This window comes from Streptomyces sp. NBC_01166, from assembly GCF_045039765.1.
GTDB lineage: Bacteria > Actinomycetota > Actinomycetes > Streptomycetales > Streptomycetaceae > Streptomyces.
Genome location: NZ_CP108613.1, coordinates 3,449,411 through 3,461,779, shown reverse-complemented (window position 1 = coordinate 3,461,779; position 12,369 = coordinate 3,449,411). Strand labels below are relative to the sequence as shown.

The following is a 12,369-nucleotide window of genomic DNA, read 5'->3' as shown; positions in this document are numbered from 1 at the left end:
CAGGAGGACCGGCCGTGGTTGCTGACCTGTCGCAGCTCGTGAAGGCGTACGACGTGCGCGGAGTCGTGCCCGACCAGTGGGACGAGCCGCTCGCCGAACTGTTCGGCGCGGCCTTCGTCCAGGTCACCGACGCGGACGCGATCGTGATCGGCCACGACATGCGGCCGTCCTCGCCCGGTCTGGCCGCGGCCTTCGCCCGCGGTGCGACGGCACGCGGCGCGGACGTGACCCTCATCGGGCTCTGCTCGACGGACCAGCTGTACTACGCGTCCGGGGCGCTGGACCTGCCCGGAGCGATGTTCACGGCCTCGCACAACCCGGCGCGGTACAACGGCATCAAGCTGTGCCGCGCCGGGGCCGCGCCCGTGGGCCAGGACACCGGCCTGACCGAGATCCGCACCCTTGTCGAGCAGTGGTCGGAGCACGGCCTCCCCGCCACGACCGCCACCACCCCGGGCACGGTCACCGAGCGGGACACCCTCACCGACTACGCCGCGCACCTGCTGGGCCTCGTCGGCCTCTCCGGGATCCGTCCGCTCAAGGTCGTCGTGGACGCGGGCAACGGCATGGGCGGCCACACCGTCCCCACCGTCTTCGCGGGCCTCCCCCTCGATCTCGTGCCCATGTACTTCGAGCTGGACGGCACCTTCCCCAACCACGAGGCCAACCCGCTCGACCCGAAGAACATCGTCGACCTCCAGGCCCGCGTCCTCGCGGAGGGGGCCGACCTCGGCCTCGCCTTCGACGGCGACGCCGACCGCTGCTTCGTCGTCGACGAGCGCGGCGAAGGCGTGTCACCGTCCGCGATCACGGCCCTGGTGGCCGCCCGTGAGCTGGCCCGCAACGGCGGCAAGGGCACCGTCATCCACAACCTGATCACCTCCTGGTCGGTCCCCGAAGTCGTACGCGAGAACGGGGGCACCCCCGTCCGTACCCGCGTCGGCCACTCCTTCATCAAGGCCGAGATGGCCGAGCACGGCGCGATCTTCGGCGGTGAGCACTCCGCGCACTACTACTTCCGCGACTTCTGGAACGCCGACACGGGCATGCTCGCCGCCCTCCACGTCCTCGCCGCCCTGGGAAGCCAGGACGGGCCGCTCTCCGGGCTCCTCGACCGGTACGACCGCTACTCGGGCTCCGGCGAGATCAACTCCACGGTGGCCGACCAGGCGGACCGGCTGGCGGCGATCAGGGCGGCGTACGACCACCGCGACGACGTACGGTTCGACGACCTGGACGGGCTCACGGTGACCGGCGGCGACTGGTGGTTCAACCTCCGGGCCTCCAACACCGAGCCCCTGCTGCGTCTGAACGTCGAGGCACGGGACGAGAAGACCATGACGGCGGTACGCGACGAGGTCCTCGCCGTCGTCCGCGCGTGACCGCTCCGCGTCCGTGCGGCGTGCCCGAGAAGTCCGCGCCGCCGGCGACCACCCCGCCGCCCCTCGGGTGCACGCCGCCGACGCATGCCCCGTCGGGTGGGGACTGCCGGGCCGCGACCCTCCCGGCCCGGCGGTAGGCTGACCACGCCCCAAGCTCCGCGGACCCGAACCGGGTCCGGACCGGATCCGCACCGCATGCCCGAAGGGACCCACCCCATGCCGCTCGAAGCCGGCCTCCTGGAGATCCTCGCCTGCCCGGCCTGCCACGCCGGCCTCGACGACCGGTCCGCCGCCGAGAGCCCCGAGCTGGTCTGCACCGGCGCGGACTGCGGTCTCGCCTACCCGGTGCGGGACGGCATCCCGGTGCTCCTCGTCGACGAGGCCCGCCGCCCCGCGTAACCCGCACCCTGATCAGCACGGTGATCGGAGGCCCACCACCATGCTCGACGAGTCGCTGCTAGACGCACCGGAAGCACTGGCCCGAGCCGACCGGCGAGGCCTGCTGCGCGGCGCCGCCGAAGCCGGAGCCCGCGTCCGCACCGCCACCCGGCACGCCGACGAGGCCGGAATCGGTGCCCTGGCCCCCGAAGGACGGCCCCGCGCCGTCCTCGTCGCGGGGCCCGGCACCGCCGCGACCGGCGTCGCCGACCTGATCGGCGCCCTCGCGGGCGCCTCCGCGCCCGTCACCGCGATCCGCCCCACCGGGGTCGCAGCGGCCGCCGGAGCGCTGCGCTGGGCGCTGCCCGGCTGGGCCGGATCCGTGGACCTGCTGCTCATCGCCACGGCCGACGGTTCGGAACCGGGCCTCGCGCTGCTCGCCGAGCAGGCCTACCGCCGCGGCTGCACGGTCGTCGCCGTCGCGCCCGTCCGGTCCCCGCTGCGCGAAGCCGTCGACGGGGTCCACGGACTCGTCGTGCCCATGGCGGCCGCCCCGCACGGTGAGTACGACGCCGAGACCTCGGCGGCAGGCCCCGGCACGCTCTGGGCCCTCCTCACCCCGCTGCTCGCGCTGTTGGACCGCGTGGGCCTGGTCGAAGCGCCCCCGGAGACCCTGCAGAAGGTCGCCGACCGCCTCGACCGCACCGCGGAGCGCTGCGGGCCGGCCATCGCCACGTACAGCAACCCGGCCAAGACACTCGCCGCGGAACTCGCCGACAGCCTGCCCCTCATCTGGACGGAGGGTGAGGCCGCGGGCCCCGTCGGGCGCCGCTTCGCCGCTGTCCTCGCCGAGCTCGCCGGCCGCCCCGCCCTCGTGGCCGAGCTGCCGGAGGCACTGCCCTCCCACGGGGCGCTGCTCGCCGGAGCGTTCGCGGCGGGGGCCGACCCCGACGACTTCTTCCGGGACCGGGTGGACGAACCCGAGGCCATGCGCGCCCGCGTCGTCCTGCTCCGCGACCGGCCCGCCGGCGGCCTAACCGCGAGCCCGGCCGCCCGTGAACTGGCCCTGAGCCACGACACGGCCATCAGCGAACTCGAACCCGAGGAGGGCGGCGAGCTCGAATCCCTCGCCGAGCTCCTCGCGGTCACCGACTTCGCCGCCGTCTACGCCTCCCTGGCCTCCGACAACCGGGCCTGACGGCCTGCCACCCTGGGCGCCCACGCCCGCGCATCCCACGAGGACTCATCTCCATGGACCGGCTCTCCAACACCGTGCGCCCCTACGCCTGGGGGTCCACCACGGCCATCCCCGAGCTGCTCGGCACAGCCCCGACCGGCGAACCGCAGGCCGAGATGTGGATGGGAGCCCACCCGGGAGCCCCTTCACGCCTCACCCGGCCCGCCGGTACGGACACCGCCACGGGCGCCGCGGGCTCCGGAGCCGGTGAGCTGTCCCTCACGGACGTCATCGCGGCCGACCCGGAGCGCGAACTCGGCGCGGCGGCCGTCCGCGCCTTCGGCCCCCGGCTCCCCTTCCTGCTCAAGCTGCTCGCGGCCGGCGCCCCGCTGTCCCTCCAGGTCCACCCCGACCTCGCGCAGGCCCAGGAGGGCTACGCGGACGAGGAACGCCGGGGCATCCCGATCGACGCGCCGCACCGCACCTACAAGGACGCCAACCACAAGCCCGAGCTGATCTGCGCGCTCACACCCTTCGACGGGCTGTGCGGCTTCCGCAGGCCCGCCGAGGCCGCCGACCTGATAGCCGCCCTCGGCGTGGACTCCCTCAAGCCCTTCGTGGACCTGCTCCGCGCCCATCCCGAGGACGGGGCACTGCGCGAGGTACTCACGGCGATCCTCACCGCGGACCCCGAAGAGATGGCGCACACGGTCGCCGAGGCGGCCGAGGCCGCCGGGCGGCTCGGTGGCGCCCATGCCCCGTACGCCCAGATCGCCCACCACTACCCCGGCGACCCCGGCGTCATCGCGGCCATGCTGCTGAACTACGTACAACTCCAGCCGGGCGAGGCGATGTTCCTCGGAGCGGGAGTGCCCCACGCCTATCTCGGCGGCCTCGGCGTCGAGATCATGGCCAACTCCGACAACGTGCTGCGCTGCGGTCTGACCCCCAAGCACGTCGACGTCCCCGAACTGCTCCGTATCGTCCGCTTCGAAGCCACCGAGCCCGGCATCCTGCGCCCCGAGGCCGCACCCAGCGGCGAGGAGGTGTACGAGACGCCGGTCGACGAATTCAGGCTGTCGCGCTACGTCCTGCCCTCCGGCGGCGGACCCGTCGACCTCACCGCGCCCACCGCGCAGATCCTGCTCTGCACGGCAGGCGCCCCGCGGGCGGGTGAGATCGCTCTCGCACCCGGCCGATCCGTGTTCGTCCCCGCGGACGAATCGGTAGAAGTGGCCGGTACGGGAACGCTCTTCCGTGCGACCGTAGTGGTCTGACGTACCGTCCGCACGAGCGGCTGCAACAATGTCCGGCCGTAACGCGGCGCCCGTGCCGCAGCACCGAGGAAGGGACACCAGGCACCCATGAGCGCGTCAGGCGGAACCAGGGCGATCGTGGCGGCACTCGCCGCCAACCTCGCGATCGCAGTGGCCAAATTCGTGGCGTTCCTCTTCAGTGGCTCTTCATCGATGCTGGCGGAGAGCGTCCACTCACTGGCGGACTCGGGCAACCAGGGGCTCCTGCTGCTCGGCGGCAAGAAGGCCCAGCGGGAGGCGACCCCCCAGCACCCCTTCGGTTACGGGCGTGAGCGCTACATCTACGCCTTCCTCGTCTCCATCGTCCTGTTCTCGGTCGGTGGCATGTTCGCGATCTACGAGGGCTACGAGAAGATCAAGCACCCGCACGAGATCGAGGCCTGGTACTGGCCGGTCGGCGTGCTGGTCTTCGCGATCATCGCCGAGGGCTTCTCCTTCCGTACGGCCATCAAGGAGTCCAACCAGACCCGCGGCAAGCTGTCCTGGACGCAGTTCGTCCGCCGCGCCAAGGCGCCCGAGCTTCCGGTCGTCCTCCTCGAGGACCTCGGCGCGCTCGTCGGGCTGATCCTGGCCCTCGGTGGCGTCGGCCTGGCCCTGGGCACCGGAAACGGCGTGTGGGACGGCATCGGCACCCTGTGCATCGGCATCCTGCTGATCGTGATCGCGATCGTGCTCGCCGCGGAGACGAAGTCGCTGCTGCTCGGTGAGGCGGCCGGTACCGAGGACGTCGAGAAGATCCAGGCCTCCGTGGTCGACGGCGACACCGTCACCCGCATCATCCACATGCGCACGCTCCACCTCGGTCCGGAGGAGCTGCTGGTGGCGGCCAAGATCGCGGTACGGGCCGAGGAGTCCGCCGCCGAGGTCGCGGAAGCGATCAACGCCGCCGAGAACCGGATCCGCGAAGCGGTCCCGATCGCCCGGGTCATCTACCTCGAACCCGACATCTACGACGAGAGGGCCGCAGCCGCCGGCACCAACCCGGGCAAGACTCCGGGCGGCCCCGTTTCTCCCGAGGGCACACCGACGGAATCAGGCCACTGACCCGCTGAAGATCAGCCCCGAACGGCCCCGTGACCCACGCCGCCCCCCAGGCGGACTGGGGCTCGCTGGGCCGTTCGGTGTAGATTCGGGGGAGTACCAGACGTCGCTGCTGATGGCGGTCGATCGGTCCGCGCAAGTGGACCGGCCGAGGGAGAGAGGGCCTCCGACGGACTGCACTGCGGATCGCCCGGGCATTCGTGTGCCCGTCGTGGCCGCCGCAGAGCCAGCCAACCACCCTCGACCCACTACGAGGAGCAGCCCGTTATGACGACGGCCGCCAATCGCCAGGACTTCAAGGTCGCCGACCTTTCCCTCGCCGCCTTCGGGCGCAAGGAGATCACCCTCGCCGAGCACGAGATGCCCGGCCTGATGTCGATCCGCAAGGAGTACACCGACGCCCAGCCGCTGGCGGGCGCCCGGATCACCGGCTCCCTGCACATGACCGTGCAGACCGCGGTGCTCATCGAGACCCTCGTCGCCCTGGGCGCCGAGGTCCGCTGGGCCTCCTGCAACATCTACTCGACCCAGGACCACGCCGCCGCAGCGATCGCGGTCGGTCCGAACGGGACCCCGGACGCCCCCGCCGGCGTCCCGGTCTTCGCCTGGAAGGGCGAAACCCTGGAGGAGTACTGGTGGTGCACGGAGCAGGCTCTGACCTGGCCGAACACCGCCACCGGCGGCCCGAACATGATCCTCGACGACGGTGGTGACGCCACCCTCCTCGTCCACAAGGGCGTCGAGTTCGAGAAGGCCGGCGAGGCCCCGGACCCGTCGACGGCGGACAGCGAGGAGTACGCCTACATCCTCACCCTGCTGAACCGCACCCTCGGCGAGTCCCCGCAGAAGTGGACCCAGCTGGCCTCCGAGATCCGCGGAGTGACCGAGGAGACCACGACCGGTGTGCACCGGCTGTACGAGATGCACCGCGACGGCACCCTCCTTTTCCCGGCGATCAACGTCAACGACGCGGTCACCAAGTCGAAGTTCGACAACAAGTACGGATGCCGCCACTCGCTCATCGACGGCATCAACCGCGCCACCGACGTCCTGATCGGCGGCAAGACCGCCGTCGTCTGCGGCTACGGCGACGTGGGCAAGGGCTGTGCTGAGTCCCTCCGCGGCCAGGGCGCCCGGGTGATCATCACGGAGATCGACCCGATCTGCGCCCTGCAGGCCGCGATGGACGGTTACCAGGTCACGACGCTGGACGACGTGGTGGAGACCGCGGACATCTTCGTCACGACGACGGGCAACAAGGACATCATCATGGCCTCGGACATGGCCCGGATGAAGCACCAGGCGATCGTCGGCAACATCGGCCACTTCGACAACGAGATCGACATGGCCGGCCTGGCGAAGATCGACGGCATCGTCAAGGACGAGGTGAAACCGCAGGTCCACACCTGGAAGTTCCCGGACGGCAAGGTCCTGATCGTCCTGTCCGAGGGCCGTCTGCTGAACCTCGGCAACGCCACCGGTCACCCCTCGTTCGTCATGTCCAACTCGTTCGCGGACCAGACCCTGGCCCAGATCGAGCTGTTCACCAAGCCCGAGGCGTACCCGACCGATGTCTATGTGCTGCCGAAGCACCTGGACGAGAAGGTCGCCCGCCTCCACCTCGACGCGCTGGGCGTCAAGCTCACGACCCTGCGCCAGGAGCAGGCCGACTACATCGGCGTCCCGGTGGAAGGCCCGTACAAGTCCGACCTCTACCGCTACTGAGCCGGCCGTCGGCCGACGGCCGGCTCAGCTCTCAGCAGCAGGTTCGAGCGCAGGCCCCCGCACCCCCGTGCCGGGGGCCTGCCCCGTACCGCACCCGCACAGCCCGAGGAACCCGAAGGACCCCATGCCCCGCGGCCGTTATTCGCTCCACGATGTCCACGACCACACCCCCCTCGGCGAAGAACACTTCCACTGCGCGCCCGGCCCCTCCGGCTGGCGCTATGTCTCCCAGACCACGGCTCCCTCGGGCGCCCACCTGGGTTCCGTCGATCTGGCCCTGGACGAGCTCGGCCGCCCCATCCGCCTCGAACTGCACGCCGCGAGCTGGCAGATCCGCGGTGCCGCCCTCGACGGGGTCACCTGGGTACGGACCGACCCCACCGGCACTCATGCCACCGAAGGCAATGTCCGTGCCCACACCTTCTCCGGCACGTCCCCCGCTTTCCTCGTCGCCACTGCCAGGCTCCTGCGCCTCACCCCCGCTTCCCCCGCGACCCGCGTCCGTCTGGTCACCTTCACGGACCCGGTTCTCGCCCCCCGTACCGTCGACCAGTCCTGGTCGCTGCTGAACAGTGAAGCGCACGCCACTGACAACGGGCCCCTGATCGTGGACGAATACCAGGTCAACGCGCTGGACACCGGCGATCAGCACGCCGTGCACATCGCGGGTGACGTGGTCCTGGCGGCGCCGGGCATCGAGCTCGAGCACCTCGAATCCCCGCCCTCGGCCAAGCCCGGTGCGCCGGACGGGGCTTGAGCCGAGGCATCACACCCGGACGGGAGCGGTCAGGGCTCTGGCTCTGGCTCGTACAGGCTCAGGTGCAGGGGGGGGCGACGAGCAGGTTCAGGCGGGCGGGGCGAAGCCGGTCGCGGCCTGCCCCTCCGCGCCGGTCCCGTCCTTGCCGGCGCCGACGGGAGCCGCTGTGGGCGTGCCGGCGCCTGACGGGCGGACTTCCGCCGGCCGTTCGTCGGAGAACATCCTGTTCAGAGGCGCGGGCACAGGCCCGGTCACGGGCATCTGGAACGGGCCGCCGCGGCCCGCTGCCGCAGCCACCCGCCGGGCCTCCCGCGTCTGCCGCTCGTTCACCACGGCCGCGAGATAAGCGGCCGCCGGTACCCCCTGTGGCACCTGGACACCCGTGCACGCGACGAGATCCGCGGACAGGCTCTCAGCCATGGACCCGCGCACCATGGCATCGAGCTGGTTCATCCGAGTCAGGTACTGCCGTACGGCCAGCCAGAGCCCGTCGGGTACGCCGGAGAGATCCAGCTGCGCGAAACGGCCGACAAGCCAGGGCGGGGGAGGGGGCACCGCCTGAGACCGCCCGGCCGGTACCCGCTCACGCACGACGAGCGTTCCCGCGAACACGTCACCGAGCCGACGGCCGCGGGCGGACACCAGAGAGGCGATACAGCCCACGACTCCGAATGTCCCGAGGATCTCGACCAGCCCCATCGCCCCACGCACGAGCGCGTGCCGGAACCGGATCGGCCCGCCGTCGTCCCGCACCACGCGTAGTCCGCATGCGAGTTTTCCGAGCGAGCGGCCATGGCTGAGCGTCTCCACCGCGACAGGTCCGCCCACCAGCACCAGTAGGAACGTGGCGACCGCGATCGCGGCGGTGGCCGCCTCGTCGAGCGTCACGGTCGCCACGGCCAGACCGATGGACAGCAGTACGAAAACGGTCAGGAGCACCGCAAGATCGATGGTGATCGCCAACGCCCGGCTGGGCAGCCTCGCCGGCTGCAGTCCCAGTACGACCGCGTCCCCGGTCACGAGCTCATTCATCGCCACCCACCCCTCGCCGCCCTTCTCCGCCCCTCGGGAACCACAGTCTGCCAAGCTGACCGGCAGCGCACCGCCGTAGTACGGACCCGTACGCACCCATGCCTGGAGCAGCAGCCGACCATGGATCTCGACGTCTTCGTGACCGCCCACCGCACCGAGTGGGACCGCCTGGACCATCTTCTGCACCGCGGGCGCAGCCTGACAGGTGACGAGGCGGACGAACTCGTCGCCCTGTACCAACGCACCGCCACGCATCTGTCCCTGATCAGGTCCAGCGCGCCGGATCCCGTGCTGACCGCTCGTCTCACGCAGCTCGTGGCCCGCGCGCGCTCCACCGTGACGGGCACCCGCCGCGCCTCATGGCGCGACGCCGCACGGTTCCTTACCGCCGGCTTCCCCGCGGCCGTCTACCGCTCGCGGCACTGGTGGATACCCACGGCGGTGCTCTCCACGCTCCTGGCGGCCGTCATCGGCTGGTGGATCGGCACACATCCGGAGGTGCAGGCGTCGATCGCCGCCCCGGAAGATCTGCGGGCCCTGACCCGGCCCGGCGGCGAGTACGAGACGTACTACTCCAGCCATCCGGCCGCCTCGTTCGCCGCCCAGGTCTGGACGAACAACGCTCAGGCGGCGGCCATGTGCCTGGTGCTGGGGGCCTTCCTCTGCATACCGGTGCTCTGGATCCTCTTCGTCAACGTGCTCAACCTCGCCGTCGGCATCGGACTGATGTCCTCGGCCGGCCGTCTGGACACCTTCCTCGGTCTCGTCCTGCCGCACGGCCTGCTCGAGCTCACCGCCGTCTTCGTCGCAGCCGGCACGGGCCTCCGTCTCGGGTGGACGGTCATCGACCCGGGCCCGCGCACCAGACGTTCGGCATTGGCTCAGCAGGGCCGCGCCGCGATCGGCATGGCCATCGGGCTGGCGCTGGTCCTGTTCGTCTCCGGTGTCATCGAAGGATTCGTCACCCCGTCGGGCCTTCCCACTTGGGCTCGCATCACCATCGGTGTCGCGGCTGAGCTGGCCTTTCTGGTCTACGTCTATGTCCTCGGAGGCCGGGCTGCCCGAGCTGGGGACACCGGGGACGTCGATGCAGGGGAGCGCAGCGCCGAGCTGCCCGCTGCGGCCTGAGGGCCGATGTGCGTCCGGGGCCGCTGACCTGCTAGCCTTCTGGTCGCCCGCAAAGACTGTTGACACAGCCTGTGTGGGGAGGTAGATTTAAACAGTTCCAACGAGTTGGACAACTCGCTCGGGAACGTCTAAAGTTCATCTCGCTCGTGCGGAGGACGCGATCCTCGCAGAGCCGATCGATTCTTCTCTTTCAAGCAAATGGCCGGGTTCGCTTCGGCCGAATTGCTTCTGATAAAGTCGAGTCAGCCGAAAGGCGAAGGCCACTCCACAGGCCACCGGAATCAAATTCGGACCGGAAACGGAACGGAAAAGAGTCTGGTAAAGTTGGAACTGCCGGAAAGGGAAACGCGAAAGCGAAGAACTGGAAAGCGAATAAACAGGAACCCGCTTCGACCGGGAATCGGACACGAAAGAGTCTGATAGAGTCGGAAACGCAAGAACGAAGGGAAGCGCCCGGAGGGCCCCGGTTAAACGGGACCGAAGGAAGCGTCCGTTCCTTGAGAACTCAACAGCGTGCCAAAAGTCAACGCCAGATATGTTGATACCCCGGCCTGCTTCGGCAGGTTGGTGGTTCCTTTGAAAAGTCCTACCGGTCCTTCGGGTCGGGTAGGCAACAACAGCGAGGACGCTGTGAACGGCCGGTCTTATTCCGACCTGGTCGTTCCGCTCTCGTGTTGTGATCCCGATTACGGGAAAACATTCACGGAGAGTTTGATCCTGGCTCAGGACGAACGCTGGCGGCGTGCTTAACACATGCAAGTCGAACGATGAAGCCCTTCGGGGTGGATTAGTGGCGAACGGGTGAGTAACACGTGGGCAATCTGCCCTTCACTCTGGGACAAGCCCTGGAAACGGGGTCTAATACCGGATAACACTCTGTCCCTCATGGGGCGGGGTTAAAAGCTCCGGCGGTGAAGGATGAGCCCGCGGCCTATCAGCTTGTTGGTGGGGTAATGGCCTACCAAGGCGACGACGGGTAGCCGGCCTGAGAGGGCGACCGGCCACACTGGGACTGAGACACGGCCCAGACTCCTACGGGAGGCAGCAGTGGGGAATATTGCACAATGGGCGAAAGCCTGATGCAGCGACGCCGCGTGAGGGATGACGGCCTTCGGGTTGTAAACCTCTTTCAGCAGGGAAGAAGCGAAAGTGACGGTACCTGCAGAAGAAGCACCGGCTAACTACGTGCCAGCAGCCGCGGTAATACGTAGGGTGCGAGCGTTGTCCGGAATTATTGGGCGTAAAGAGCTCGTAGGCGGCTTGTCACGTCGGATGTGAAAGCTCGGGGCTTAACCCCGAGTCTGCATTCGATACGGGCTAGCTAGAGTGTGGTAGGGGAGATCGGAATTCCTGGTGTAGCGGTGAAATGCGCAGATATCAGGAGGAACACCGGTGGCGAAGGCGGATCTCTGGGCCATTACTGACGCTGAGGAGCGAAAGCGTGGGGAGCGAACAGGATTAGATACCCTGGTAGTCCACGCCGTAAACGTTGGGAACTAGGTGTTGGCGACATTCCACGTCGTCGGTGCCGCAGCTAACGCATTAAGTTCCCCGCCTGGGGAGTACGGCCGCAAGGCTAAAACTCAAAGGAATTGACGGGGGCCCGCACAAGCAGCGGAGCATGTGGCTTAATTCGACGCAACGCGAAGAACCTTACCAAGGCTTGACATATACCGGAAAGCATCAGAGATGGTGCCCCCCTTGTGGTCGGTATACAGGTGGTGCATGGCTGTCGTCAGCTCGTGTCGTGAGATGTTGGGTTAAGTCCCGCAACGAGCGCAACCCTTGTTCTGTGTTGCCAGCATGCCCTTCGGGGTGATGGGGACTCACAGGAGACTGCCGGGGTCAACTCGGAGGAAGGTGGGGACGACGTCAAGTCATCATGCCCCTTATGTCTTGGGCTGCACACGTGCTACAATGGCCGGTACAATGAGCTGCGATGCCGCGAGGCGGAGCGAATCTCAAAAAGCCGGTCTCAGTTCGGATTGGGGTCTGCAACTCGACCCCATGAAGTCGGAGTTGCTAGTAATCGCAGATCAGCATTGCTGCGGTGAATACGTTCCCGGGCCTTGTACACACCGCCCGTCACGTCACGAAAGTCGGTAACACCCGAAGCCGGTGGCCCAACCCCTTGTGGGAGGGAGCTGTCGAAGGTGGGACTGGCGATTGGGACGAAGTCGTAACAAGGTAGCCGTACCGGAAGGTGCGGCTGGATCACCTCCTTTCTAAGGAGCATCTAGGTTCTCTTCGGGGAATCCAGAGACCATTTCGTCGGCAAATGTTCGACGGTGGTTGCTCAAGGGTGGAACGTTGACTATTCGGCACGATGAGCACGGTTTCGTTAGTACTGCTTCGGCGTGGAAAACGGGAACGGGTTGATCGGGTCGGGCACGCTGTTGGGTATCTGAAGGTACGGGCTCGTTTGAGTCTGTC

At 68.5% G+C, this 12,369-nt stretch carries 9 protein-coding genes and 1 rRNA gene; 9 read left to right on the top strand and 1 reads right to left on the bottom strand.

The features are described from left to right. Window positions 1-14: 14 nt before the first annotated feature. The 7 genes from OG379_RS15865 (at window position 15) to OG379_RS15835 (ending at window position 7,776) form a co-directional block, all read left to right on the top strand. Window positions 15-1,382, top strand: coding sequence for a phosphomannomutase/phosphoglucomutase (locus OG379_RS15865; protein ID WP_405663247.1), 1,368 nt, complete (start codon window positions 15-17; stop codon window positions 1,380-1,382). Between the two features lie 216 nt (window positions 1,383-1,598). Beyond that, complete coding sequence (locus OG379_RS15860; RefSeq protein ID WP_073752985.1) at window positions 1,599-1,781, top strand: Trm112 family protein; 183 nt, start codon at window positions 1,599-1,601, stop codon at window positions 1,779-1,781. 40 nt (window positions 1,782-1,821) lie between these two features. Continuing rightward, window positions 1,822-2,958: an SIS domain-containing protein gene (locus tag OG379_RS15855; RefSeq protein WP_405663244.1), complete on the top strand. Its 1,137-nt coding sequence runs from the start codon at window positions 1,822-1,824 to the stop codon at window positions 2,956-2,958. Window positions 2,959-3,011: 53 nt separating this feature from the next. Continuing rightward, window positions 3,012-4,214 carry a mannose-6-phosphate isomerase, class I gene (manA, locus tag OG379_RS15850; protein WP_393766642.1) on the top strand — a complete coding sequence of 401 codons (1,203 nt, stop codon included), beginning with the start codon at window positions 3,012-3,014 and terminating at the stop codon, window positions 4,212-4,214. A gap of 87 nt (window positions 4,215-4,301) precedes the next feature. Beyond that, window positions 4,302-5,297 (top strand): cation diffusion facilitator family transporter, encoded by a 996-nt coding sequence (locus OG379_RS15845; RefSeq protein ID WP_405663240.1) that lies wholly within the window; start codon window positions 4,302-4,304, stop codon window positions 5,295-5,297. Window positions 5,298-5,561: 264 nt separating this feature from the next. Next, complete coding sequence (gene ahcY, locus OG379_RS15840) at window positions 5,562-7,019, top strand: adenosylhomocysteinase (RefSeq protein ID WP_393766640.1); 1,458 nt, start codon at window positions 5,562-5,564, stop codon at window positions 7,017-7,019. Window positions 7,020-7,143: 124 nt separating this feature from the next. After that, entirely contained in the window at window positions 7,144-7,776 is a 633-nt protein-coding gene (locus tag OG379_RS15835; protein WP_393766639.1) for a hypothetical protein, read from the top strand. An 87-nt stretch (window positions 7,777-7,863) separates the two neighbouring features. Here the strand turns inward: OG379_RS15835 and OG379_RS15830 are convergent, their stop codons facing one another. After that, window positions 7,864-8,808 (bottom strand): RDD family protein, encoded by a 945-nt coding sequence (locus OG379_RS15830; protein ID WP_405663236.1) that lies wholly within the window; start codon window positions 8,806-8,808, stop codon window positions 7,864-7,866. A gap of 120 nt (window positions 8,809-8,928) precedes the next feature. On the opposite strand from OG379_RS15830, the gene OG379_RS15825 reads away from it, so the two are divergent. Both OG379_RS15825 and OG379_RS15820 read left to right on the top strand, forming a co-directional pair. Continuing rightward, window positions 8,929-9,936, top strand: a complete 1,008-nt coding sequence (locus OG379_RS15825) for a stage II sporulation protein M (RefSeq protein WP_405663234.1) — start codon at window positions 8,929-8,931, stop codon at window positions 9,934-9,936. Between the two features lie 699 nt (window positions 9,937-10,635). Continuing rightward, window positions 10,636-12,161, top strand: a 16S ribosomal RNA gene (locus OG379_RS15820). The last annotated feature ends 208 nt before the right edge of the window (window positions 12,162-12,369 follow it).

What these genes read in the sequence shown, in the direction of transcription:
- OG379_RS15860 (WP_073752985.1), top strand. Translation starts at nt 1,599, where the DNA reads ATGCCGCTCGAAGCCGGCCTCCTGGAGATCCTCGCCTGCCCGGCCTGC.
- OG379_RS15855 (WP_405663244.1), top strand. Translation starts at nt 1,822, where the DNA reads ATGCTCGACGAGTCGCTGCTAGACGCACCGGAAGCACTGGCCCGAGCC.
- manA (WP_393766642.1), top strand. Translation starts at nt 3,012, where the DNA reads ATGGACCGGCTCTCCAACACCGTGCGCCCCTACGCCTGGGGGTCCACC.
- OG379_RS15845 (WP_405663240.1), top strand. Translation starts at nt 4,302, where the DNA reads ATGAGCGCGTCAGGCGGAACCAGGGCGATCGTGGCGGCACTCGCCGCC.
- ahcY (WP_393766640.1), top strand. Translation starts at nt 5,562, where the DNA reads ATGACGACGGCCGCCAATCGCCAGGACTTCAAGGTCGCCGACCTTTCC.
- OG379_RS15835 (WP_393766639.1), top strand. Translation starts at nt 7,144, where the DNA reads ATGCCCCGCGGCCGTTATTCGCTCCACGATGTCCACGACCACACCCCC.
- OG379_RS15830 (WP_405663236.1), bottom strand. Translation starts at nt 8,808, where the DNA reads ATGAATGAGCTCGTGACCGGGGACGCGGTCGTACTGGGACTGCAGCCG.
- OG379_RS15825 (WP_405663234.1), top strand. Translation starts at nt 8,929, where the DNA reads ATGGATCTCGACGTCTTCGTGACCGCCCACCGCACCGAGTGGGACCGC.